The 25763-nt window shown below is 32.5% G+C and carries 27 protein-coding genes and 3 pseudogenes; 21 read left to right on the top strand and 9 right to left on the bottom strand.

Translation table 11 applies throughout. The features are described 5' to 3' along the window. The 13 genes from ACXVYO_RS27205 to ACXVYO_RS27265 all read left to right on the top strand — a co-directional run. Nucleotides 1-2968: type 2 lanthipeptide synthetase LanM family protein (locus tag ACXVYO_RS27205; protein WP_458469373.1), on the top strand; the 2968-nt coding region annotated here is incomplete at its 5' end. 283 nt (nucleotides 2969-3251) lie between these two features. Further along, entirely contained in the window at nucleotides 3252-3908 is a 657-nt protein-coding gene (locus tag ACXVYO_RS27210; RefSeq protein WP_458469374.1) for a hypothetical protein, read from the top strand. 31 nt (nucleotides 3909-3939) lie between these two features. Further along, entirely contained in the window at nucleotides 3940-4236 is a 297-nt protein-coding gene (locus ACXVYO_RS27215) for a response regulator transcription factor (protein WP_097845482.1), read from the top strand. Further along, nucleotides 4236-6392, top strand: coding sequence for a peptidase domain-containing ABC transporter (locus ACXVYO_RS27220; protein WP_097845483.1), 2157 nt, complete (start codon nucleotides 4236-4238; stop codon nucleotides 6390-6392). The genes ACXVYO_RS27215 and ACXVYO_RS27220 overlap by 1 nt, the downstream gene beginning before the upstream one ends. Continuing rightward, nucleotides 6376-7827 carry a S8 family serine peptidase gene (locus ACXVYO_RS27225; protein WP_458469376.1) on the top strand — a complete coding sequence of 484 codons (1452 nt, stop codon included), beginning with the start codon at nucleotides 6376-6378 and terminating at the stop codon, nucleotides 7825-7827. The genes ACXVYO_RS27220 and ACXVYO_RS27225 overlap by 17 nt, the downstream gene beginning before the upstream one ends. Nucleotides 7828-7957: 130 nt before the next feature. Next, complete coding sequence (locus ACXVYO_RS27230; protein WP_097845485.1) at nucleotides 7958-8869, top strand: ABC transporter ATP-binding protein; 912 nt, start codon at nucleotides 7958-7960, stop codon at nucleotides 8867-8869. Beyond that, nucleotides 8844-10061, top strand: coding sequence for an ABC transporter permease (locus ACXVYO_RS27235; RefSeq protein WP_458469378.1), 1218 nt, complete (start codon nucleotides 8844-8846; stop codon nucleotides 10059-10061). The genes ACXVYO_RS27230 and ACXVYO_RS27235 overlap by 26 nt, the downstream gene beginning before the upstream one ends. A 27-nt stretch (nucleotides 10062-10088) precedes the next feature. Next, nucleotides 10089-10280 carry a hypothetical protein gene (locus tag ACXVYO_RS27240; protein WP_098239691.1) on the top strand — a complete coding sequence of 64 codons (192 nt, stop codon included), beginning with the start codon at nucleotides 10089-10091 and terminating at the stop codon, nucleotides 10278-10280. 188 nt (nucleotides 10281-10468) lie between these two features. Next, nucleotides 10469-10687 (top strand): mersacidin family lantibiotic, encoded by a 219-nt coding sequence (locus tag ACXVYO_RS27245; protein ID WP_458469380.1) that lies wholly within the window; start codon nucleotides 10469-10471, stop codon nucleotides 10685-10687. 24 nt (nucleotides 10688-10711) lie between these two features. After that, nucleotides 10712-10930 carry a mersacidin family lantibiotic gene (locus ACXVYO_RS27250; protein WP_458469382.1) on the top strand — a complete coding sequence of 73 codons (219 nt, stop codon included), beginning with the start codon at nucleotides 10712-10714 and terminating at the stop codon, nucleotides 10928-10930. A gap of 28 nt (nucleotides 10931-10958) precedes the next feature. Continuing rightward, nucleotides 10959-11174, top strand: a complete 216-nt coding sequence (locus ACXVYO_RS27255) for a mersacidin family lantibiotic (RefSeq protein WP_458469383.1) — start codon at nucleotides 10959-10961, stop codon at nucleotides 11172-11174. Nucleotides 11175-11213: 39 nt separating this feature from the next. Further along, complete coding sequence (locus ACXVYO_RS27260; RefSeq protein ID WP_137077047.1) at nucleotides 11214-11429, top strand: mersacidin family lantibiotic; 216 nt, start codon at nucleotides 11214-11216, stop codon at nucleotides 11427-11429. Between the two features lie 41 nt (nucleotides 11430-11470). Then, nucleotides 11471-11692, top strand: coding sequence for a mersacidin family lantibiotic (locus tag ACXVYO_RS27265; RefSeq protein ID WP_458469384.1), 222 nt, complete (start codon nucleotides 11471-11473; stop codon nucleotides 11690-11692). A 194-nt stretch (nucleotides 11693-11886) separates the two neighbouring features. On the opposite strand, the gene ACXVYO_RS27270 is transcribed toward ACXVYO_RS27265, so the two are convergent. Together ACXVYO_RS27270 and ACXVYO_RS27275 are read right to left on the bottom strand one after the other, a co-directional pair. Next, the gene (locus ACXVYO_RS27270; protein WP_458469385.1) at nucleotides 11887-12108 is read right to left on the bottom strand and encodes a hypothetical protein; all 222 of its coding nucleotides are present in this window, start codon (nucleotides 12106-12108) and stop codon (nucleotides 11887-11889) included. 200 nt (nucleotides 12109-12308) lie between these two features. After that, a complete protein-coding gene (locus ACXVYO_RS27275) occupies nucleotides 12309-13577 on the bottom strand; it encodes a helix-turn-helix domain-containing protein (protein ID WP_074619568.1) in 1269 nt (422 codons plus the stop codon). Between the two features lie 2157 nt (nucleotides 13578-15734). On the opposite strand from ACXVYO_RS27275, the gene ACXVYO_RS27280 reads away from it, so the two are divergent. From ACXVYO_RS27280 to ACXVYO_RS27295, 4 genes are all read left to right on the top strand, one after another. Beyond that, entirely contained in the window at nucleotides 15735-16565 is an 831-nt protein-coding gene (locus ACXVYO_RS27280) for a ParA family protein (protein ID WP_074619592.1), read from the top strand. A 14-nt stretch (nucleotides 16566-16579) separates the two neighbouring features. Continuing rightward, complete coding sequence (locus ACXVYO_RS27285) at nucleotides 16580-16981, top strand: hypothetical protein (protein WP_458469386.1); 402 nt, start codon at nucleotides 16580-16582, stop codon at nucleotides 16979-16981. 32 nt (nucleotides 16982-17013) lie between these two features. Then, the gene (locus ACXVYO_RS27290; protein WP_458469392.1) at nucleotides 17014-17193 is read left to right on the top strand and encodes a hypothetical protein; all 180 of its coding nucleotides are present in this window, start codon (nucleotides 17014-17016) and stop codon (nucleotides 17191-17193) included. A 127-nt stretch (nucleotides 17194-17320) separates the two neighbouring features. Next, nucleotides 17321-17893, top strand: coding sequence for a tyrosine-type recombinase/integrase (locus ACXVYO_RS27295; protein WP_458469387.1), 573 nt, complete (start codon nucleotides 17321-17323; stop codon nucleotides 17891-17893). Between the two features lie 472 nt (nucleotides 17894-18365). Here ACXVYO_RS27295 and ACXVYO_RS27300 read toward each other — a convergent pair whose 3' ends face one another. The 3 genes from ACXVYO_RS27300 to ACXVYO_RS27310 form a co-directional block, all read right to left on the bottom strand. Beyond that, nucleotides 18366-19166: a CPBP family intramembrane glutamic endopeptidase gene (locus tag ACXVYO_RS27300; RefSeq protein ID WP_000130117.1), complete on the bottom strand. Its 801-nt coding sequence runs from the start codon at nucleotides 19164-19166 to the stop codon at nucleotides 18366-18368. 335 nt (nucleotides 19167-19501) lie between these two features. Then, entirely contained in the window at nucleotides 19502-19837 is a 336-nt protein-coding gene (locus ACXVYO_RS27305; protein WP_087955553.1) for a hypothetical protein, read from the bottom strand. A gap of 62 nt (nucleotides 19838-19899) precedes the next feature. Further along, entirely contained in the window at nucleotides 19900-20091 is a 192-nt protein-coding gene (locus tag ACXVYO_RS27310) for a hypothetical protein (protein WP_087955552.1), read from the bottom strand. Nucleotides 20092-20524: 433 nt separating this feature from the next. Between ACXVYO_RS27310 and ACXVYO_RS27315 the strand changes: the two genes are divergently transcribed. Continuing rightward, a complete protein-coding gene (locus tag ACXVYO_RS27315) occupies nucleotides 20525-21190 on the top strand; it encodes a helix-turn-helix domain-containing protein (protein WP_458469388.1) in 666 nt (221 codons plus the stop codon). Between the two features lie 557 nt (nucleotides 21191-21747). On the opposite strand, the gene ACXVYO_RS27320 is transcribed toward ACXVYO_RS27315, so the two are convergent. The 4 genes and pseudogenes from ACXVYO_RS27320 to ACXVYO_RS27335 all read right to left on the bottom strand — a co-directional run bounded on the left by ACXVYO_RS27320 (nucleotide 21748) and on the right by ACXVYO_RS27335 (nucleotide 24611). Beyond that, entirely contained in the window at nucleotides 21748-22302 is a 555-nt protein-coding gene (locus tag ACXVYO_RS27320) for a DUF3967 domain-containing protein (protein ID WP_458469389.1), read from the bottom strand. Nucleotides 22303-22983: 681 nt separating this feature from the next. Continuing rightward, nucleotides 22984-23355: pseudogene (locus tag ACXVYO_RS27325) on the bottom strand (hypothetical protein); the annotation flags it as partial. 251 nt (nucleotides 23356-23606) lie between these two features. Continuing rightward, nucleotides 23607-23855: pseudogene (locus ACXVYO_RS27330) on the bottom strand (ArpU family transcriptional regulator); the annotation flags it as partial. 138 nt (nucleotides 23856-23993) lie between these two features. Beyond that, nucleotides 23994-24611: pseudogene (locus tag ACXVYO_RS27335) on the bottom strand (Holliday junction resolvase RecU). A 166-nt stretch (nucleotides 24612-24777) separates the two neighbouring features. On the opposite strand from ACXVYO_RS27335, the gene ACXVYO_RS27340 reads away from it, so the two are divergent. The 3 genes from ACXVYO_RS27340 to ACXVYO_RS27350 all read left to right on the top strand — a co-directional run. Further along, nucleotides 24778-25002, top strand: coding sequence for a mersacidin family lantibiotic (locus tag ACXVYO_RS27340; protein WP_074619582.1), 225 nt, complete (start codon nucleotides 24778-24780; stop codon nucleotides 25000-25002). 30 nt (nucleotides 25003-25032) lie between these two features. After that, nucleotides 25033-25266 carry a mersacidin family lantibiotic gene (locus ACXVYO_RS27345; RefSeq protein WP_458469390.1) on the top strand — a complete coding sequence of 78 codons (234 nt, stop codon included), beginning with the start codon at nucleotides 25033-25035 and terminating at the stop codon, nucleotides 25264-25266. A gap of 156 nt (nucleotides 25267-25422) precedes the next feature. After that, the coding region (locus ACXVYO_RS27350; RefSeq protein WP_458469391.1) for a hypothetical protein at nucleotides 25423-25763 on the top strand (341 nt) is incomplete at its 3' end.

Here is a 25763-nt window from a genome sequence, read left to right on the forward strand (position 1 = left end):
ATATGATATCCATTCATTTGGACGTGCCATTCAGAAAGTACCAATTTCAAATCTTCAACCATATATTAATGAAGTAAATAGTACAATCAATCTAGCGTTACTCAACGAAGGGATTAAATTGTCTGAAGGAAAAAAAGATTATGAAGGCCCTCTTGAAATGGGATTATTCATTCGTCCATTTCTCTCTTATATATCAAAAAACTTAGAAGAGATATTAAACAAGTATTTAATTGATATTCCTTCTAACCGTGAAAAATTAAAAGAAAACCTGCTGCTATCTATTGGAGAACAATTATTAAACAAAGCTGTGCGCTCTATTGTACTTGAGCTTCATGTTGCAAAATTACGTGAAGAATTATCCGGTGAAACTTCAGAAGAAAGAATGCAATCTTTTATTTATGAAAAGGCATATAAATCAGAGAACTTATTAAAGTTCTATGAAGAATATGCTGTTTTAACAAGGTTATTAATTACACGAACAGAGTTTTTTTTGAAAAATGTAGAAACAGCTTTTTCTCATTTTTCTACAGATTGGGAAGAGTTGAAAAATGTATTTAATCTAGAAGGATCACCTTTAGTAAATATTGCCCTAGGATTAGGCGATACACATCAAAAGGGAAAAACAGTAGGGAAATTTATCTTTGAATCTAACAAAATAATAATTTATAAACCCAAAACATTATCGATTTCTCTAGTATATAATCAATTTTTAAAATGGATTGAAGAACGTAGTGAGTTTCCAATGCTAAAGCCGTACACTTTATTAAGTTATGAGGATCATGGTTGGGAAGAACTGGTCAACTATGAGCCATGCTCTTCAATCGAAGAAGTACGACGTTATTATACTCGTTTTGGTGTACTAGTAGGATTAATGCATATGATTCAAGGAGCGGATTTTCATTTAGAAAATGTAATTGCAAAGGGAGAATATCCATTTGTAATAGATTTAGAAACGCTATTTCATCAGTATCCAAAACTAGATTTTCCTGATACAGCAGAAATTAAATTAAAATATAAGCAATCTCATTCCGTTATTGGGACAGGATTATTACCTCTAATGATGTTCCAAAATGCAGATGGAAAAGGCTTAGATTTAAGTGCATTAAATGGAAAAGAGCAAGACCTTCCATTTAAAGTATTACGTTTGTCTAATGAAATGACAGACGATATGAAATTTACGTTACAAGACGAAAAGTTTCAAGGGGCAAATAACCTTCCTATGCTAAATGATACAGTACTAAATGCAGAAGATTATTTAGATGAAATCTTATATGGATATCAGTTTATTTGTGCATTCCTTATGGATAATAAAGAGGTAATCCTTGCAAAAGATGGTCCACTAGAAAAATTTAAAAATGAGACAATTCGAATCGTAGCTAGAGGTACACAACAATACTTTAATTTTATTAATGAATCAGCGCATCCTGATTATATGAGAGACGCCCTATATCTTGAACAGTTATATGATCGTTTATGGTATTATCCATACGTAGATAAACGTTTAATCCCACATGAGATTAAAGATATGTTAGAGGGGGATGTACCATTTTTTACAACAAAAACAAATTCGAGAGATTTGTATGCTAGCACAGGAGTAGTAATTGAAAACATGTTTGATTCAAGTGGTTATGATCAGGTTGTACAACGTATTCAAAATTTAACTACAGAGGAAATGGAATATCAAAAAAATTGGATTCGTGTGTCTATTAAAGGAAGTGTAAAAGAAAATGTTAACATTCAGCCCAAAAAATTTGAGGTTAATCATCAATTACCTCAAAATTTGGAGCAAATATTTATAGATGAAGCAAAGAAAATTGGAGATCAGTTATTAAAAGAGGCGGCATACTCTGATGATCGTAAAACTGCTTCTTGGTTAAGTGCTAATATTAATCCAAATAATCAATGGTTTGTTTCGCCAGCAAAACAAGGAATGTATGATGGATTGGGCGGAATCTCTTTATTTCTTCTCTATCTTGGAAACCAAACAGGAGAAAAGAAGTATCTTGATGTAGCAGAAGCAGCAATGAATTCTGCATTAAATCCTGTGATGGAATCAAAAGGGTTAGTTTCAGCTTTTTCAGGAACATATTCTTTATTATATCCTTTGGTACATTTTCAAAAATATATGCCAAATCAAAAATACATTGATAAAATTGAATCATTGAAAAATAGACTGAAAAATTCGGTGAAAGAAGATTATGTATTTGATGTATTAGGTGGATCCGCAGGGATTATACATTTACTTTTAAATGCATATCAAATATCAGGTGATACGGAATTTTTAAAAATTGCTAATTTATATGGAGAGCATTTATTAATGCATGCACATCACTTTGATGAAAAACATGTTGCTTGGAAAGATCCTGTAAATCAAAAATATTTAGGTGGTTTTTCTCATGGTACCAGCGGAATTGCATGGGCACTACTGCGGTTAAGTGATATTATTAGGGGCAGTGAATACAAAGAAATTGCATATAAAGCTTTACAGTATGATCGCTCTTTATTTGATAAGAAGCATGGCAATTGGAAAGATATTAGAGAAGAAGAAGTTAATTATTGTCATCAATGGTGCCATGGCTCTTCAGGAATCGGATTGAGTCGTATATTAATGAAGAATTTTGATGGGAATTTACATGTTGATGATGAAATTCATCTTGCCTTAAATAATATAAAATCATATGGATTCAAAAATAATGATACGTTATGCCATGGTAATATAGGAGATACTGAACTTTTTTTACAAGCATCATTCCTATATCAAGATGATAATTTGGTAGATCAAGCAAGATATCTTGGTTATCAGGTTATAAAGCATCGTGAATTACATGGGAAGTATCAGTGTGATTCACCTATTGGAATTAACCAGCCGGGGTTATTTTTAGGGATTTCTGGGATTGGTCTACAGCTGTTACGATTATCAAATCCAGATGCTGTTCCGTCCGTCCTAACTTTAGAAAATGTTAAATAGAAATCTATAATGAGTGTAAATCAAAAGTATGCACCTGTTATTTTGGGTATATGCTTTTGATTTTATTTATGTAAAGAAGAACTAGTTAAATAGCTGGTTCTTTTTTTTATAAGAAAGAATTTATTTTGTATTTAACAAAAGTTAAATTTTAGGTTTTTTTGTTAAATTCCTTTTTATATTTCAGGATAAATAGAATTTTTTTTTATGTTTATTTACTTCTTTTATTTAACAGAACGAAAGCTGTACAGTTTTAATAAGGAGTTCGATAGGAGAGGGTGAAGATATGAAAGATGAAAAAGAACTTTTGGAAGTAATAAATCTTATACGAGACAGCTTAGAAACGTTAGATTTTAATCAACTCCAGATTTTTCAAGATCAACAGACAAAAAAATATCCATATAAGGCATATAAAGAACAAGAAAGAAAAGGTTTAAACGAAGGTAGCATATCGCCTGTAATCCATATTAATACGTTAGCACAAATTTTATATGAATCATTTCGCAAGTTGGATAAAAAAAATAGTTTAATCAAGCCAATTATTTTAATTAACGATTCCTCAGCTGTTACAGGTGTCCAAAAATCAGGGGCTTATTTTATAAATCTAGAGCAAGATGAATTGATTAAGATTGATGATAATGTGAAAAATATGTATAACAAGGATGATTTATTTACTAGGTTGGCAATTGGTTACACATTTTTTTTAGAAAAATTCAAAAAAACAAACAAAGATGCATTTACTAATCAAATAATACAGGAACTAAAATTTATGATTCATCAAATCCAAAATATGTTAGTGATTCATGGAGAATTAACGGATGTTATTAAAGTACCTGCCATAGCAGAATTTTCAACATGTGAGGAGGAGATATCTCCCGTTTTTTTATATCAGGAGCTTATCAATGTACATGAGGAAGGATATTGGGATAACCAAGAAAATTGATTGTATTTTTATATCTGAGGGAGGGAATATTATGGCCAAATCTTTAAGTACACGAGAAAGAGAAGTGGCTATTCTTGTTTCAAAAGGAATGAAAGATGTCGAGATTGCCAAGGCACTATATATAAGTCGAAGAAGAGTCGGGGAGTTAATTGCCTCTATTAAGGAAAAATGGGAAATCAAATCTAGAGTAGAAATCGGTATCGGTGTTTATTTTCATGGATGGGTTATGTTTAAAGATGACATCGCTCCTAGCAAGCGGATTTTCAAGATTAATAGTAGAGTATCTCGGTTACGTGGACATTTCGTAACACAAAAGGAGGCGACATAATGTCTAAGGTTCCTTTTATTGAACAAATGGAGCATAGTGAATGCGGTTTAGCGTGTCTGGCTATGGTATTAAAATTTTATGGTAGGCATGTCTCTCTAGCTGAACTTAGAGAAAAATATGGTGTTCCTAAAGGTGGTACGTCTTTGTACCAATTAATGGTTATAGGGAAAAATTATGATTTAGAAGTGAAAGGTTTTAAAGCAGATAAACAGGCGTTACGGCAGTTATCTTTACCAGCAATCATACACTGGGAAAACAAGCATTATGTTGTGCTCGAAAAGGTTTCTAGACATAGTATCATAATTGTTGATCCAGCGTATGGAAGATTGAAAATTACTCATAAAGAGTTTGATAAAAAGTATTCAGGATATACTTTATCTCTTAATCCAACAGCAAGTTTTAGGAAAGAAGCAGGGCCATCACATATGAGATTTTTCTTAGCCTTTGCACTTAGTAAACCTAAGTTAGTAATTTCTATTGTAATAGGATCATTAATCTTACAGCTTTTTTCATTAGTGGTTCCATGGTTAACAAGTTGGATTACAGATCAAGTCATTGTTCCACAAAATGGTGAGTATATAAATGTTCTAGGTTATAGCATTTTAGTATTATTTATTAGTTTTCAAATCTTTGCATGGATGAGGGGATTTTTGGTTGCAAAATTACAAACAGCAATTGATAAATCGCTTATGGAAAAGTTTATGCATAAGTTACTTAGCCTACCTTACAATTTTTTTGAAAATAGATCTGTAGGTGAGTTATTATTCCGAGCAAATTCTAATATCTATATTCGCCAAATTTTATCTACGAAAGTGATTTCATTCTTAATTGATGGAATTTTATTGTTTACTTATCTATTCTTCATGTTTAGATATTCAGTAAATATGGGAGTAACTGTTTCCATGATTGGAATGATTGTATTTTTATTATTAGTAACAAGTACCAAAATTTCAAAAAAACTTTCTGATAAGGATGTGTCAGCACAATCACAGGTGCAAAGGCTACTATCGGAAAGTATTAATGGCATTAGTGATATTAAGGTTATGGGGCTAGAGAATCAAGTGTTTAAAGATTGGAAAAATCGTTTCCATATGCAACTACAAAATGCTGAAAAGAGGGCTATATGGGTATCAGCTGTTAACACAACAGCATCTGCTATTCAATTTATTTTACCTATATTTTTACTTTGGTATAGTAGTAGTGAAATTTTAGCTGGGTCTATGACATTAGGTGGAGTATTAGGATTTAATGCTCTAGCAATGGCTTTTATGACACCTATTATTTCAATTGGTAGTGGTTATGGAGAGCTTATTTATTTAGGATCATATATTCAAAGAATTTATGATGTAATGCAGGCCAAATCAGAAAGAGAAGAAGAAGGGCGACCAAAATCACTTAATTTAAAAGGTGATATTGAGTTTCGAAATGTTTCATACCAACATAATTACTTTAGTGAAAAAGCAGTTAAAGATATTTCATTTAAAGTTACAGCAGGTGAGAAGGTTGCTATTGTTGGAGCTTCAGGATCAGGAAAAAGTACTTTAGTAAAGCTACTACTAGGTTTATATACTCCAACAGATGGATCGATTCAATTTGATGGAAAAGATAGTCGGAACTTCGATATTACATCCTTACGTAAATCTATGGGTGTTGTATTTCAAGAAGCCAGATTATTCAATAAATCAGTTGCTGAGAATATTGAAGCGCAAAGAAAAGAAATTAGTAAACATGACGTTATTACAGCCACTCAAAAGGCAAATATATTTAATGAGATTATGGCATTACCTCTTAAATTTGATACAACTGTTTCTGAGTTTGGTGTTAACTTTTCAGGTGGACAGAGACAAAGGCTTATTATTGCTAGAGCATTAGCATCTAAACCATCTATTTTATTATTAGATGAAGCCACTAGTGCTTTAGATACTCTTTCCGAACGTGTAATTGATGAAGAATTAACACATATGTCATGTACAAGAATTGTAATTGCTCATAGATTAAGTACAGTTCAAAATGCTGACAAAATTATTGTGATGAATCAAGGAGAAGTTGTCGAAATCGGTAACCATGAAGAGTTAATAGAAAAAGAGGGATATTATTATGAGTTGTGCAAAGCTCAGGAATTAAAGGAGGGCTTACCAGGTGAAATCTCAGCGTAAACAAAGAAACAATTTATATATATCATGTATTTTATTTGGGAGTTTAATAGGGAGTGTTATCTTTCCAGCTACATCACCAGTTAGCGCACAAAAAATAGATGCAAAGACTAAACAATCTTATCTATTTGTGTTTAAAGAAGGGAGTAACTTAGGAAGATTGTCTGAAGACCTCAAGGATAAATATAAAAATATAAATATTGACAGAATTGATGACATTTCTGCTATGAGAATAGAATCTAAAGGATCTTACTATTCAAAGGAAATTAATGATTATATATCTAAAAAATATAAAGCAATTCTCCAAGATTATTCAAAAGAAGATATCATTTTTACTGAGCCGTTAATTAAGCCCATTGGAAATATGGTGCAAAAGGGAGTATATCGAAGTACAACAATAGAAGAGGAGGATCCTTATCAAAAATGGGGATGGGACATTGATAAAGTAACTGAAAATGGCGAAAGCTATAAAACTGAAGAGGGGAATCATGAAGTGAAGGTTGCTATTGTAGATAGTGGCTTAGACTTTAATCATCCTGATTTAAAAGAAAATATTATCGAAAAAGGAAAATCATTTATTTCAGGAATAACAGATACTCAAGATAATTTGGGACATGGAACAATGGTTGCTGGAACAATTGCTGCTAATGGAAAAATGAAAGGGATTGCTCCTAAAGTTGGGATTGTACCATATAAGGTTTTTGATAAATCTGGGGCAGATTCTTTTGATGTTATTCGTGCCATTATTCAGGCTGCACAAGATGATATGGATGTGATTAATCTTAGTTTAGGAACCTATAAATCTGTTAAGAATAAAGAAGAACATGCTACTTATACGTCCTATATTCGTGCTATAGACTATGCAAAAAGAAAGGGTAGTGTAGTAGTGGCTTCATCTGGTACTGAGGAAAAGGGATTTGATATTTCAGATCCTATCGCATTGGCAAAGCAACGGGGATTTGGTCAAGATGCACAGTATCATCTTCCGGGAGGATTATCGAATGTTATCACAGTATCATCTTCCAATAAAGAAGATCTACTAGCCTTAAATTCTAATTATGGATCTAATATTACAATTGGAGCGCCAGGAGGAGATTATGGACCTCTCTGGATAAGTGAAGGTAAAGCTGATGTAAGATATATGACAATGACAACTTATCCAACAAATTTGCCACAATCAATTGTTAGTCAGTACGTTGGTTTTGAAAAAGGATATGAACTGATGATCGGAACTAGTTTAGCGGCCCCTAAGGTAAGTGCAACAGCAGCTTTGATTATTGCAGAATACAAAGAAAAATATGGTGTGAAACCATCTCCGGAACAGGTTGAACATATTTTATATACGGGTGCTGAATTAAGTACGATTGTAAAAGCGCCGAATCATTTTGGGCATGGAATTGTAAATGCTAAAAAGTCTTTAGATATAGTAGCTCAATAAATCAAAGACAGGAGGAATCATTTCTATGAAATTTAAAAATATACTTATGCTCATTGGATGTGCTGTAGTGGGAGTCTTAATCGTATACGTTGTTAAAAATTAAATCAGAATAGAAGTGAGGTTGATCGGAATGAGTCTAGAAATTCGAAATTTAAATAAATATTTTGGAGACTATCAAGCAGTGAAAAATTTGAATATTTCTTTAAATGGCGGTCAAGTACTTGGACTACTTGGCAGGAATGGAGCCGGAAAAACAACTACAATTCGGATGATTTTGGGGCTTCTTAACCAAGATAATGGAGAAATCTTATGGAATGGGAAAAAGCTATCTAGACAAGAGGTTTCCATTGGATATTTACCAGAAGAAAGAGGTTTATATCCAAAGATGAATATTGTAGATCAGCTTATATACTTTGGACAATTAGAAGGTATGACGGCCACAGCTGCTAAACAGAGTGCCTTAAAATGGATTGAAAAATTAGGAATGAAAGAATATATAAAGAAAAAAACAGAAGAGCTATCCAAAGGAAATCAACAAAAAATCCAGCTCATTGCAGCTATTCTGCATGACCCAGATTTAATTATTTTAGATGAACCATTTAGTGGATTAGATCCAGTTAACGCTGAAATGCTGCAAAGAGTTGTCTTAGAGCTAGTTGAACAGAAAAAAACGATGATTTTTTCTAGTCATCGTATGGATAGTGTAGAAACTTTTTGTAATCAGGTATACATCATGAAGCATGGACAGGTGGTAGTATCAGGGTTATTATCTGATATCAAAAAAAGCTATGGTTTTAAATATTTAAAAGTTCAATCTGATGGTAATATAGGACCACTACTTAAAAAAATGAGTGTGGATTATACAGAGGACGGAGAAGAATATAAGGTGAAAGTAGTAGATATGCAGAAGGCGCTCCAACTTATTCAATATATTGAGAAATATGAAGGGATTCGCAGTGTATCGATTAGTGAACCAACATTACATCAAATCTTTATTGAAAAGGTGGGAGATCAAAATGAAAAAGTTTTGGTTAGTGTTTAAGCAATCTTTTTTAGAACGTGTATTATCAAAGGCGTTCATTTTAACAACCCTATTCTTAGTAATTAGTAGTATTGCGCTAGTTTCACTTCCAACTATTATTGACAAATTCTCAGATCCTAGTAAAAAAACAAAAGTTGTATTTATTCCAGAAGAAAATAGCATTCCGATTACATCTGAAGAGCTAAATAACAGATTAAATACTTGGGATTGGGAGATTGGACAGGAAAATCAGCTCTCTGATTATAATAAACGAATGCAAAACAAAGAGATTGGTGGAATATTTATTTTAACTGCCAATCAAAAAAATCAACCTGCATTGAAGTATTACATGAAAAGAGAAGATCTTTCTCTAATTCAACAAATGAAATCATTCGTTCAAATTAAAAATACACAGCAAATTACTAACCAACATCAGTTACCGATAGCAGCACAGCAATCTATTATGAGCCCAATTTCAATTGAAAAACAAAGCTTAGAAGAGAATAAAGAAGTATCACCGTTAATCATTTACCTGATCACTTTACTAATTTTTATGGCTATTATGATGTATGGTCAAGCAATTGCAACTGCAGTGGCTTCTGAAAAAGCATCGAGAGTTATGGAAGTAATGGTAACTAAAGTATCACCACTTGCTATGATTTTCGGTAAAATTTTTGGGGTCGGACTTGCATGCTTGACGCAATTTATGATTTTTTTTGGGGCAACCGGAGTATATTTAAAATCTGGTTTAGTAAAAGCAAATGCCTCGTTAATGGGGTTTGATCTGAACTTTGGAGTAATAACCTTTGAACACTGTATTTTCTTCTTAGTATTCTTTATCTTAGGATATTTCCTATATGCTACTTTATTTGCTGTATTTGGATCTATGGTGAGTAGACCGGAAGAATTATCTGGTACAACAATGCCGATTAATATTCTGTTAATGGTATCCATTTTTGTGGGGATTTACGAAGTGTTACCAAATCCAAACGGGTTAGTTGCAAAGATTACATCATATTTTCCATTTACGGCATCGACAAATATGTTGATTCGGGTATTTAGTAATAGTGCTTCAACACTCGAAATAGGAATGTCAATTGTAGGTCTTACTGTAACAATGTTTTTAATTGGATATTTTGCAGCGAAAGTTTATCCAAAGGGGATTCTACATTTCGGTAAAAATTTAAAACTACGTCAGTTATTAAATAAATAGGACTAATTATAAAAGGAGGAAATAATAATGAAATTTTTATTTAAAAATAAGGAGAAAAAATTAAAAAGAACAACTGCCGAACAAACTGTAAATTTCGTAGAACTATCAGAAGACGAAATGAAGCATATTGAAGGAGCATCTAATGATTACTATGATCATTTTTATGAAACATATATTATTCGTCAACAAACAAACCCATTACAACAACGAATTATTTAAAAACGATCCTGCTTAGTGGCAGGATCGTTTTTTTGATATTAATTTTTAATCTATAGGCAGAACTGTAACGAGTGTTTGAAAAGAACGAGAAAATAAATTTGCAATTTTGCGAAGTTTAAGTGTTTTACTCTTTTTTTTATAGTAAAAGTAACTTCAAATAATAAGTTTGCAAAAAGGAGGAAAAAGCAATGTCAAAAGAACAAATGATTGAGGCGTTGAAAAATCCAGAAGCAAGAAAGAAATTAGGAGAGGTAGAGCACCCTTCAGGAAAGCCGTTAAATGAATTAACGTTAGAAGAATTAGCAGAGGTGCAAGGAGCCGGGGATGTAAGTCCAGAGACAACACCAGCTTGTATCACAATTGGTATAGCAGGTGGAATTGGAATTAGTAAGTTAATTTGTAAATAACACTTAGAAAAGGCGGGAAAAGCAATGTCAAAAGAACAAATGATTGAGGCGTTGAAAGATCCAGAAGCAAGAAAGAAATTAGGAGAGGTAGAGCACCCATCAGGAAAGCCGTTAAATGAATTAACGTTAGAAGAATTGGCAGAGGTGCAAGGAGCCGGAGATGTAAGTCCAGAGACAACACCAATGTGTATCACTATTGGTGTTGGCGGTGGAATTGCAATTAGTAAGCTAATTTGTAAATAAATGAAACTTAGAAAAGGCGGGAAAGAAAATGTCAAAAGAACAAATGATTGAGGCGTTAAAAAATCCAGAAGCAAGAAAGAAATTAGGAGAGGTAGAGCATCCATCAGGAAAGCCGTTAAATGAATTAACGTTAGAAGAGCTGGTAGAGATACAGGGAGCTGGGGATGTACAGCCGGAGTCATCACCATTGTGTGTAGCTACAGTAGTTACAGTAGGAATGTATGTAAGTAAAAAATTATGTTAGTTCGAAAGAATAATAATTGAATCAAAGGAGGAAAAAGCAATGTCAAAAGAACAAATGATTGAAGCGTTGAAAGATCCAGAAGCAAGAAAGAAATTAGGAGAAGTGGAACACCCATCAGGAAAGCCATTAAATGAATTAACACTAGAAGAGTTGGCAGAAGTACAGGGAGCCGGAGATGTAAGTCCAGAGACAACACCAGCTTGTATTATAGCAGGTGGAATAGGTGGATATTACTTAAGTAAAGCATTTTGTTAATTAATAAACTATAAAACCGTAGAGATGTGGGGGAGAAAGAAATGTCAAAAGAGCAAATGATTGAAGCGTTGAAAGATCCAGAAGCAAGAATGAGGTTAGGGAAAGTAGAACATCCATCAGGAAAATCGTTAAATGAATTAACACTAGAAGAGTTAGCAGAAGTACAGGGAGCCGGAGATGTGCAGCCAGAGACAACACCATTGTGTGTATCTGCAGTAGTTGGTGGGATGACAATAGCGATAAGTCAGAAATACTGTAAATAAAAAAATTCCCACTATAAATTAAATGTTTTTAAATTTATCATATAAAATATTTGATTTATAGTGGGAATAATATAAAAATTTATTAACTTAAAAGAGTATTACTTGAATTCAGTAAGAAAAAAAATTAGCGGAAGCTAATAAGACTCAATAAGAGATTTTATTAGCTTCCACATATAGAGTAGTTGAGTTAGAGACTATTCTATATCAGTAGCAGGAGTAAGCACTCCAGGTTGAATGTCAGTGTTAAAGTAAGGTTCAGTAGCAGGAGCAAGCACTCCAGGTTGAATATCGGTGTTAAAATAAGGTTCAGTAGCAGTTTTAGGTTGTATAGTATCTGCAAAAGTGTTTTTTTCAAAAAATGGAAGGCAAGTAAATAGAATAGTTGCAGAAATAATTATCGATTTTTTTATAGACATATGATCGTCCCCTTTAATTATCGTTTTCTTACTTTAAATGTTAAAGGAGGGGACTTGTTAAAAAAAATATGTAAAATATCTCGTTTTTTCGCTACATTGTTTATGAAAAATATAATATAAATTTAACAAAATTAAATAGATAAACAACAAAAAAGCTTATTATAATATAAGCTTTCTTGTTGTTTATAGGGTGGTGTATACTATTCTACAGAACATTCAGTTGCAATTCTAAAATATTTTGCTGACATTTTATAGGCTCGGTTTTCATAGAAATAATTTGCTAGTTCGATACATAATTCTTGAAGTAATAAATACTGAACTTTCTCTTTAGCTAGTTCAATAGCTTTTTGCATTTCTTTTTCATATCCATAATAGTCTCCACGTAATTTAAAAATGGAAGCCTTAAATTTATATAGTTGGACGTTTACATATGGAAAATCATTTTTTGCTACAATTTTAAATGCTTCATCCATAAGTGTATTGACTTTTTCCCAATCTCTAAGCTCGAGATAAATTTCAATTAGGCTCCTTAATGTGTAAGCTTTTTCTGATTCGAAAGGAAGAAATTCACTCAGTTCAATGCTCTTCTCAAAATGTTTAATTGCGCTAGAATAGTCTCTTAATCCTTGGTATATTATACCGTAGTTGTATTCAATCATAGATAAATATGATAAATCATTATTTTTACTAGCATTAATTTCAGCAGTTCGTAAATATTCTAATGCCTTTTCATATATACCATCCCTGTGATATTGAACTCCAATGGTAATTAATGTGCGTACTATACGAGATTCTACATTGAGTTTGGTATATATATCATAAGCTTTTTTTGAATATAAACGACTCATACTTTGATTTTTAATGAGACGTTGTTTTACTAAACTTAAGTTATAGTATAGATCTGCACGTTGTAAACTTTCTTCTGCTTCCAATATGTAATCAGCCTGAGTATAAATTTCATTAGCTTTAATATGATCTTGTTTATAGTAAAAGTAGCTACCACAAGCCATTAAATAGTATATAAATACATCATTGTATTGAGAATCAACCTGGCGGGGAATGATTTGTAAAGCTTGGTTAATGATTTTCTCTGCATATTCTAGTTTGTTATTTCTTACATGATAATATATTAAAGTACCATAAGTCATAAGTAAAAGAGGGATAGAGTGAATTTCTCGAATAGCTAGTTCGAACATAGAAATTTCTTTGTCGGTTATAGAGTTTGTTTCCTTGTAATGTTTATAAATTTTTATAATCTCGCTTTCTAGATCTGTTGCATCAATTTCAACTAAAAAGTTAATATCAATATCTAGTTTAGGAGAGATTTGTTGTAGAAATGAATAGGATGGCTTAATCTGTCCATTTTCAATTCTACTTAAATATGTAACTGAACATATTCCAGAGACTAATTCTCCTTGTGTTAATCTTTTATGGATTCGAAGCTGACGAATCCTTTCACCTATTTGCATAGGACCACCCCTTGCTTGAATATTCAATATACACAATTGGTTTTATCTGTAATTTCATTTTATCACATAATTCAATTATTTTGGATTATTGGTAAGACCAATTTATTCTTTTCTGAATAAGGGTATAATTGGGGTAACACCACATCGCTATCAAGCTTACAAGACTGAAATACATTCTACTTAGGAAGAACACCCAACATATATAATTTTTTCTTCTCGTCCACTTCTAAACTTAGTAAATCTATTCTAGAAAGATAAAAGTTATTTTCATCTTTCTCTACATTACAACAATAACAATAAGCCAAAACTATTCCCTTCAAAATAGTTTTTTTTACTAATAAGGGGGTAGCGTCCCGAAAATGAGGATTTACAACGTTAAAAATTTTGAGATACGCCATATGATACACTCGCAAGCCTTATTTAAATCAAAATCAGTTAAGTACCAATAGAGTAAACCCTATTGATACAAGGATTTCTCCCTTAACTTTATAAATCCTCAAAATCCTAATGATACCCCTAATAAGCATTAATTTGATAATCTGCTTTTCTTAAATTTCACGTACTATATCTGATTAATAAAATCAAATTCTGCAATAAGGCCTATTCTAACCATCCCTCACCTTACCCCTTAACCAAATAAATTATAATTCCCTTATTCATCTATCTTAGTGAATAGTTCCCCTAGATCTTAAACAAGCTTAAATTTTTCATCTTTCCTTCATATTTAAGCTTGACTGAAGGTCTTAAGGTTTTTTATCATGTGGGAATGATTAAGGAAAACGGCTGGAAGACAAATTTATCCCCTACTTTAAATGATCAAAAAAAAAGTAATCATTCAAAATAGATGGATAAGCGTCTTTGTTTTTGACATGCGGTCACTTATAAGGTATCCGTATGTATAGACCCTGTTCACTCAGCGACTTTCACCGCATACATCCTTTTTCTATGGCTTGTCTTTGTAATATCGTCCCTACACGACAAACTGAATGTACTCCCTAGCACCGTAATGCTAACGATAACCACCCGAACCTTTTAGAGAATCGTCCCTGGGCAAGTTCTCGCCCACCCTCACCAGAAGAACAGGATTCCAATGAGAGGTGCTGTTTTTGTAGGCGTATACTCTGTACCCCCTGCACGACCAACAGCTAGCCACGCCGTAACACGTTCCCGCCAAATGTATGCAGCACGGAATCACGGCTTATCAGTTTTTATTTACGTGGTTTCAGGCAATTCCACGCGAACAAAAAAACAAAAAGGCATCTCCAATTCCTAAATAACCTGTACATTCACAAGACTTCTAGGTTTAGAGATGCCCGTTATATATCTTTTGGACTACAAAATAATCAATTCTAGCATTTACTAGTTGAATTTTAGCCAAATCATAGATAAAATGGGTATATCAAATAAGCCTAGTCGAAAGGCATAATTGTTTAAGGATAGTGGTGGTACACTACTTAAACCTAATTCCTGCTTGGTTACAGGTTATCCTAGTAAGTGTTGGTATCAATTACTAGAAATGAGTCATTCCCGCTAAAGGTTGGTAGCCGATAGCATATGGGAGTGGCTTTTTTATTTTCTGTTCATATTCAATTGTTCTATCCATCTTCATTTATTTAAAATATCAAAATATGTTTTGTTTTGTAGAATGATGCTTGTTGTTTATTACGTTACAACAAGCTTTTTTGTTTGTAAACAGCGAAATGACAACTTAAAACTACGCATAGGTAGAAAAGTAGAACTACGAAAAAGTGTAAAAGTATACTTTTCTACCTATATTTCAAATTTAGTATACTCCTCTTAACTTACGCATAAGTAGAAATGTATACTTTTAACCCCATATTTTATATTCATTCACCCTTAGAATTTGTAATTAACCCTTATTTACCAGTATATAGAGAAAAACCACATAAACTACGCATAAGTAGAAAAGTATACTTTTCTATCTTCAAAATTACTCATCATATAAACTACGTATAAGTAGAAAAGTAGAAAAGTATACTAAAAAATCTTACGCTTTAGTATACTTTTCTACTTTTTCGATAAATCCGTTTAAAAAATATAAACTTTTATACGGTATACTGTTGCGAATATTGTATGTAGATGATAAATTTTACTCAAAGGTATACTTATTCGAAGTTTTATGGAGGGATGTCGAAAATGACTAGACAAGCAACTACATATGTGATCGGTAACTTTAAAGGTGGAGTTGGAAAAACAAAAACAGCAACAATGTTAGCTTATGAAGCAGCTACTGTATTTAATGAAAAATGTCTTTTAGTGGATATGGATCCTCAGGGTAACGCTACAAGAGTCCTTGCAAAAACAGGTAACATCGAACAAATAGACAAGTCTATTACGGATGCATTTCTAAATCAAAATTTAGAGAATGAGATTATTCCAGTCATCGAGAATTTGGACATTGTTCCATCTAATACATCATTTAGAAAACTATCAAAACTCCTCTTTGATATGTTCCCAGAGGATGAACTTGCACAAATTACATATTTAAAGAAATTACTTGAACCATTAAAAGATAAATATGATCGTATTTACATTGATGTACCACCAACAATTAGTGACTACTCAGATAACGCTATGATAGCAGCTGATTATTGTATCATCGTTCTACAAACACAAGAGTTATCTTTAGAAGGTGCTCAAACATATATCGCTTATATGCAATTCTTAGCAGAAACTTATGATGCAGACCTACAAGTCTTGGGTATTATTCCAATGATGCTACATCAAGGAAAACGAGTGGATAATAAAGTATTACAACAAGCTCAGGAAATGTATGGTGGAAACGTTCTAGATACAATCGTGAGATATCAAGAGCGGCTAAAAGTGTACGATATTGAAGGAATCCATAAAAATGTTAACGTTAGCGGAAGTATTGATATGTGGGATGAAAAGGCTCATCAACTATTCATCGATGTTCTTAGCGAACTTAATGAACATGAAAACTATTTTGCTACTATTAATGCTTAAGAAGGAGGTTCATAATGCCTAAAGTACCATTTCAGCCTATAGTCACAAAACCTGGAAACACTTTAAATGACAAAGGTGTACAGATAAAAGGAACTAACGATTTTAGTCGTAATAGTGAGTCCCTTAAGAAGCAAGTTATTAAACCTATCATCAATAAAGCAAAAGTAACTGCTCCTGAGAAGCCAGATCAACGTTTAGTTCCATCTAAAACGGCTAAAATTTCACCAGCTGTTTTATTAAAGCTAAATACACTTAAACCATTTATAAAAGAACAAGAAAGCATGGATAAAGCATCAATTAATAGTATTATTGATATGCTTCTTGAAAGCTATGTAAATACTAAGCTAACAACGAGACAATCTGAAGGTTATAAAGGGATGTACAAGCACCTTTATGAAATGCTGGAAAAAAAATAACAAGCAAAAAGTTTTACATAGGAGTGGTACCTGTGGAGAATAAGAATAATTCATTTGTAGTAACAGTTACGCCTATTACTGACAACTCAGATTTAACTATGAACACAGAAAAGGAAATACAAGCGGCTGAGAAAAAGAAAAATAATGCGCTTGCAAGAAACAGTAGTGATTTTATACACTACTGTTTTTTTATTGTTCATTTTCGAATGTAAACTTTTAGATATTAGTTTACATTCATTTCCCCTTAATCATTGACTTCTTATCGAATTCCCTGGTATCCTCAATTTATATAATAAAAGTATACATTCAAAACACTATAAATAAAGAGGTCATAAATCCATGAATAAAAAGCCACATCTCATTGATGTCCAACCTATCCGTAGCAAAGAACAGATTGAAGATATGAAATGGGCCCTCAAACGCCACTGTTCAGAACGAGACTATATTCTCTTTCTAATTGGAATCAATACAGGATTACGTGTCAGCGATCTACTCCAAATTGAAATACAAACCATAGTAAAGTTAAAAAGAAAAAAGAGAAAAGAATTCAAAATCAAAGAGGGAAAAACAAAGAAAGAACGCATCATTAATCTTACTTCTATTTTTGATGAAGTCTATTTGTATGCCCAAACACTAGAAGGTACCTGGTTATTCCATTCACGAAAAGGGGATCAACCCATTAGTAAGATCCAGGCTTATCGACAATTGCAAAAAGCCGGAGATTTCGCCGGCATAGAGTCCATTGGTACCCACACCATGCGCAAAACCTTCGGTTATTGGTTCTATAAACAAACAAAAGATGTCGCTATGTTGCAAGAAATACTCAACCACAGTACACCACAAATTACACTTAAATATATTGGTATCAATAAAGAAGAGAAAGATAATATCTTAGATATATTTCAAATTTAAAAAATAAACCATCCTAAGCAAAAAAATAAAATAAGCTGTCCATATGGACAGCTTATTTACATAATTTTCGTTACCGGAAGTTGTTTTTACATTCCAGAAGTGTAGAGTGATAATAAAGTTGTTTAATTCGCTATAATAAAGCAAGAGCCTTACTACATATCAAATGTAATAAGGCTTTAAAAAAGTTGTTTAAAACTGAATTGATCTAAAAGAATATTGTTACTTAAAATGATAATAAAGTTGTTTAATTTTTTTCAACTAAAGCACCTGTTACTTTAAGTACAACATTTCACAATCTTACACATTGATGTTAATCACATTTCTTTCAGAAAGGGGAATTATAGGTTAATTTGCGTCCCTGTTAGATAATGGGGGCTGTTCATGTAGTCGTGGCTTCGCCACTCCTGCAAAGACGTTTCGTTTATATAAACGGCTATTCAACAAACTGGAATTTGGCGAACACGGATTATGCTTATACTATTCGCCTGTTCTTTTTGTCGTATATCACAACGGTTACAATTGAAACAAGAACAATCACAGCATTTGCGGCAATGGTTCCTGCCCAAGTCATAGTCATGGTGCCGAAGATGGGGGATGCCGCATTGAACATGGTGTGGAATAATACGCACATAAACACACGGCCTTTTCCTGATATTTTGTAGATTGCCCCGTTGAAAAACCGAAACGCAATGAGTTGAACTGCAAACATCCAAAAGTTAATGAGTCCCTCTCCGTGATTCGTCCCCGGAATGAAGAAGAGAGGGATATGCCATAAAATCCAAATGATTCCAACAAAAACAGAAGACAAGACAAAACCGTATTTTTTATCAAGTTCAGGCTGCAATATGTACATCCAGCCAGCTTCCTCCAAGCCACCGATAATAAGATTACCAAGCAGGGAAAGGAAGAACGTATAAAATGGAAGCACCATTTCCGTGTGGCCTGAAACTGCAATATGTATCAAAAAATACAGTGCAAGTCCTGCAACAACGAACAAATAGAGAGATATGCTATTTTTGGCATAAAAAACAGTTCTCAACCATTCCTTGAAACCGGCTATTTTGTTATTTTTCTTCAGAACGATATATGAAGCAATAGCGGGCGACAAAATATAGATTGCAAAGGGGATATTCATCCCGAATTGCTGTAACGAGTGAACCCAATTGTGAACCGAATATCCGAATTGCCCAAGAGCAATCAAAGCACCTGACACAAGATAGGCTATGCAAAATGTCAGCATCGTAAATTGTACTGTGATTTTTTTGTCTGTCATGATTTCTTCACCTCACATTTTAAATGTATACATTAAATTTTAACGGATGGACGCTTTGACTTTTATCACCTAATGTTTGCTTTCTGCCAATTCAAAGTTGCGCTCCGCACAAAATATAAATAATCTCCATTACAAATTCTAATTTATCGACTTGTTTCTAAGCCCCAATTATGGCACTATTTCGTGGTACAGTTATTTTTCCGGTACTTCATTAGCTCATGCTTTATCAAGTAGTTAAGCATTACTTCCCAACTTATTAAACTAGACTGCTCCGTTAGCTCTATAGGGAATTAAACAACTTTATTATTTCTTAAAGGACTTTATTGTAAATTAAACTACTTTATTATCACTCTACAAGAAGACCCTGCTATGACAACAAATGTTGTCCAAATCAGCGTTATAGTGACTATGAGTAAATTAATAGACCTCAAAACATTACTCATTGTACCCCGCTGTATATTTTTGGTCTGTAAGAATACAAGAATAATTGATGTAATGGTACAGGCATATGTTAAGCCTACTCCAATCCAAAACCATGCGATACTGAATGTACCTACTACTCTTGTTTCATTTCGCTCCCAATACGCCATATCTTGAAATTTTAGGCTGAATATAAATCCAATAATTGCCATAATAAATGGAGCAATATTCCAAGCATTTATTCTCACCATAATCGAATCCCCTTCCATTACACAGCAAATCCCTCTCGTTTGGAGAAAGGGGTTATCGGTTCTTACAATTTGTTTTTTTTAAGTAAGTAAAGCCCCGTTAAATTGGCTCCGAATCCAATGATAATTGCAACAATAAAGATTTTCGAGGAAACAACATGATTCGGAATCAACTTAGCAGTATTTGCCACGATTATTGCGAGGATTCCTAATGATAATAAACCAATGAGATAGGTCCAACCTGTTTTCTTTACCATGCTACATGCACCTCCATTTTCCTAATTATACCATTCAGAAGAGGTAATTTGTTGGGGGTATTTGTTTGTATATCCTATACACGCTCGGTTAACATAACGTCTCATTATCGGTAGAAAAGAAAAAGGCGGATCCTCACTCTCACAGGGAATCCGCCTTTTTTTGTTCTATGGATCTATTCAATTTTTTATACATTCCTATCTTGGCGCGGTTTTAGAGTTCTTGTTTGTTATTGAATTAGACAAAAAGCTGTATAAAATCTTGCATGCTCTTAGCATGTTTTTTTCCGAAACGCTGGTGATACCCCATTATTAAGAAGATAAATCACCATAAAATGCTCCGCAACAGATCATTGCATGCCTTTTTTATAACGCTACGATGCGTTTCTTACTATTTAACATTAGAATAATTAAAGTAATTAAAGGAGGTACATATATGGACATTGGAAAAAAAATAAAACATTTGAGATTAATAAATAAAATGACACAAGAAGATGTAGCCAGCCAATTATTTATTTCAAGACAAGTTATATCTAAATGGGAACTAGGAAAAAGTCTTCCCGATCTAACCAATTTATTAGCCTTAAGCAATCTATTTAATGTTTCAATTGATTCTTTATTAAAGGAGGATTCAAATTTGCAAAATCAGATAATAAAACAAAGCAATTATAAAAGATATTTATTAATAGCCTCTCTCTACATATATTCTTTAATTACTATTGTTGTTATATTTTATTGTCTCATTGCCTTTTTACTTATACCAAAAGACATAAAAACATCAGATCTAAAGGTTATTAATTCCCACTTTTATCAAGAAAGCGATAAAAAAGAAATTCTATATATTTATAGTAAATTAACACCTTTCTTCTCCAATTATTCAGGAGATTATAGCATTGAAGCAAAAGAGCATGAAATAAATATTCATGCTCATCGAAATTCAATTCCTTTTAAAAATAAAGACGTTTTATTTTCAATCGACAAAGATATAGCTCACGGGATAGATTGGCAAGAAAAAGATGTTTACATTGTAGACGAAAACAATAACAAAATACTTATATATAACCATAAAAATAAACAACTATATTATCAAACAAAAAATTAAAGTAGGTGATCAAAATTAAAAACATCTATAAATATACTTTTATAATAACTACATTTATCCTTAACATAATCAGTACTCTACTTATTGCAAAAACCGGATTTGCACCTAACGTTATAGTATTTTCTATTAGCTTTTTATTTTTCACCATTTTATTTCAATCAATCACAATTCTATTCATTATCTATATGATTAAAAATGATGCATCTAAAAAAATAAAAAAATTTTTATACGTTTTTTTAACACTAGATACATTTATCTTTTTATCTTTACTATACATAGCCTATATCATAATAACTCAAACTCTATAAAAAAATAACATATTAATAGCAAGGGAATGCTTGTAGACTGATCTATACTGCATTCCCTTATTGTATGTATGCTATATTCTTATTCGCCTTTTTCTAACAGTAGAACCACGAATCTTGGCGAAGACATTGGTTTTTGCCCTGTCCTGGGGTCCGTCCTCGCTTTTTATTCCACGGTTCCCTTGACCACGATCCTCTCCGAACCCTCATCGTCAAGGAACTTTCGCGGCATAAACGCCAGGACTCAGCAAATCACTTCCAAAATTGATACCATTTCTTTTCGTTACTTGCTGCAACCATCTGTTTTACTTCTTGAAGTTCTCGCATAACAGTCATAACCGCTTTATCCCGATCAGTAACCTGTTGTTTTTCTATATTATTAGAATGAGTCAATAGCTTTTGTTGAGATTCCAATACGTTTGTTAGTTTAGCTATTTGCTCATTTTGATTCTGTAATTGTTTTTGTTGTAACTCTACTGTATCTTTTAATTCTCTCAACACTTCTTTTAAATCATCAGATCCAGGAGTTATAACAGTCATATTTGTATTATTAACTGTTAATCCTTCTTCTTTTAAAATTAATTTGCAAGCATCTTCCAATGTAACTTGTGGCATACTTTTTAACTCTACTAATCTTTGTAATAACCTAACATCATAATCATTAAAAATAATTCGTTCTCGTTCGTCTCTTTTAAAGGCATAACAGTTATAACTCTCAATTAGTAAGTAATATTTTTTAACCGTAGAAGGTGATATTTTTAATCTTTTTGCAACCTGGGATACATTTTCATAAATAATAGGTGTCATAATAGTCATAACCTCCTTTTAAATATTTCAAATTCGTTATAACAGTTATAACTCCTTTATCTTAACACTTTACATAAAATTAAGTTAAATCAATCCTAATTCTTCATGCGCAGTATTCATTAGATCTTGTGCTTACGAAATAGGTAGTTTTAATTTCTTTTTCTTCTTTGATACTCACTTTACTTAAATCATTCAATAAAAAACATATAAATTAATTAACACTTTGTTTTTTAACATAATAATTTCCGACTAAAAAATGAACTACTCTATAAAATTGGAAATTCCAAATCAAAAAAAGAGAAGAGCATAAGGGGTTTTTGGGCCCAACTAGGGGTTGGGACTAGGCGGAGCCTAGCTTAAACGTGGGTACACGAAAATTCCCAGGATGTCCACTCACTGACGACACCAAACCCTCCAAATGTCTCCATATGAGTACTCACTAAGGACATGGCATTTTTAATAAATTGCAATCAAATATTACTTTAAAATACTAAAAGAAAACAAAAGACATTAAATAAATATAAATCTTTAATCTAGAAATAAATAACAACAAAATAAAAGATGCTATTCAGGCGCTTCAGAATCCTATTTAAAGGATATAAATCTAAAATAACACTTATGTCGTGAAAACAAAAATACACGCTTAAAAAAGCAAGAAAAACAGGTTTAAAAGATGGTTCCCTTTTTCTTTTTACTCAAGCTATCCCTATTAAACCTAGTTTTTAAGTCAAGTAATCGGTCATATTCTGTATTCATAATATTTATGATTTTCTTCTGATTAACTCTAAGGAAATCAATATCATTATCCGTGTAAATTCCGTCTGTATTAATCCTTCTAATTAAGCTATTTATATTATTTCCAATATAATTTATTTCTTTAGTTAAATCTCTATAAGCTTTCATATCCACTTCTAGTTTGAAAAATGATTTTGCACTAGCAAATAGAAATGCTGAAACATTTTTATATCCTAATCCAATTGCTTTATTTTTTATATAATCTTTTTCCTCATGCTCTAAAGACATTTGCAAATATGTTGTTCTTCTTTCAGCCATAATAAACACTCCTTTTTTTAAAAAAATCGAGCGAAGCGACAACAAATATATAAGCAATTTTGTAAAAAATCGCTTATATATTTGTAAAGGTCGTAGGAATCTCCTACCAAGTCAAAAACAACGTTTTTGGGGTTTGTCATGACAAACCCGTAGCTTGCCCTTTTGCTAAAACCTCAATCAACGTGTTCCTATTCACGTTTAATGTGTAATTTCTATATAACAAAGAAAAAAGCACCCGTTATGGATGCTTAGTATTGTACATTTAGTATTTCAATAATTTCTTCAGTTGTTAAATTTTTAAGTGCTTTCTCTACCTGCTGCACCTTCCATTTACTCGTATTCCTTGAATCACGTAACTCAGGGAATAAACTGATTCCTTCCTGCTCTACTTCATTACTGAATCGTATCTTGAGTACTCAGTACTCCTTTAATACGCTTACTACTTCCTTTTGTACTTTCTTATCATTGATAGCCGGTAATAAAGTTAATTGTCTCTCCATGAAGGAATCCCCCTATTTCTGAATTTTGGTTTTTACATTTACATCAGGTACGTGAAATTTTATTATCTTATTAATGAATAAAGGAACCATGCATAGCGAGTAGCCACCACCATCGACTCTGCATGGTTCCTTTATCCATTAAGCTTTTAATAATTTACGTTTCTTGTTGGCAATCTTCTCTTTTGCTGCTTCTATGTTATTGGCTACTCTCTTATGATCTTGATCAAATTGAATCATGCCATCAAACAAAACTGGAGTTACTGCTTCATCAATGTATTATAAGTAATCCACTGGCGCTCGTACTGTCTGTTCTACTAAGTACCCATAAATACCAAAGTCTTCTCTCGGTATAGACTCCTTGCCCTTCGGTTGATGGGGCATCCTTACATAAGATTGAACGACTGATAGTGGTACTGCGAATACTGACTTGTCCTTGCTAAACCCAATAAGGAAGAAAAAAATCGCTCCCATCTTCTCTGCTTTCTCTAGATAATCCAATTGGTTCTGTGCAATTTTCTTTAAATCATATCGTGCAGAATTCGCTTCAAATGCGATAGCTCGCCCCTTATACACGCCATCATAGTCTACTGTACTTTTAGCTTCATAGAATCCATTTGGCACACGGCCACCTTTACTTTTTAAAACCTTCACAGGAGTCGGACGCTTGTTTATAAGCACCACTCCACCTCTTTGATATATTTCATTCGCTAGATTGATAAGCATTTCGAATGCCATACCACGGTTTCCTAGTCCCACTGTTACTCCTCGCTTTCTATTAAAGAAATCCAATTAAAATGTGTCTTAAAGCACAAATTTATTTTTATGTAGAAATGCTATTTTGCGAAGTTATCTGTGTTTTGAGAAAATTGTATTCTTTTAATCAAGGAAGGAAACACAAATAAAAAATGAAAGGATGAATTGAATGTCAAAAGAACAAGTTATTCAAGCATGGAAAAACCCAGAATTACGTGAGGGAGCTACAGATTTACCTGCTCATCCAGCTGGAAAATCTGTAAAAGAATTATCTACTGAAGAGTTAGAACAAGTGCAAGGAGCTTCAGATGTACAACCGGAGACAACACCTGCGTGTGCAGTTGCATTCACAATTGGTGCAACAGTTATTTTCTCAGTTAGAAATTGTAAATAAGTTGATTCATTAATATAAGGAGGAATTAAAATGAGTAAACAAGATCACAAAGCACAAGAGTTATTAATTGAAGCATGGAAAGACCCTGAAATTCGTGAAAAGGCAAAGAATTTTCCTCAACATCCATCAGGAAAAGCAATTCATGAATTAACAGTTGAAGAATTAGCAGAAATTCAAGGAGCTTCAGATGTACAACCAGAAACAACACCTGCGTGTGTAACAGCTCTTACAACAGGAATTATTTTCTCTATTAAATGGTGTTAATTTGAGAAAGGGAGAAAGAATTAGAGGGTATTTTCTCCTTTTCTCTTACCCTCTTTATAACATTTCAAATCTACATGTAATTGATCTAGTAAATAAATTACAGCTAATTGTAGATTGTTTTTTAGCTCAATTACTATGTGAAAGGAAGGGATTATTATGTTAGCAAAATCTAATTTATCTATAAATGAATCCGAATTTGTAAAGGCGCTATTTGTAGAAGAAAGAAATCAGGTTATTGATGAAAATATATTATCTAAACTTACTATAGAAGAAGTAACTGAAAGTGTTAAAAAATGGAAGAAGTCATCTTTTTTGAATAATGATGATGGATTTAATTTAAAGTTAAAAGAATTGGGATATGATATCCATTCATTTGGACGTGCCATTCAGAAAGTACCAATTTCAAATCTTCAACCATATATTAATGAAGTAAATAGTACAATCAATCTAGCGTTACTCAACGAAGGGATTAAATTGTCTGAAGGAAAAAAAGATTA

Source organism: Bacillus sp. BC08 (genome assembly GCF_054326875.1).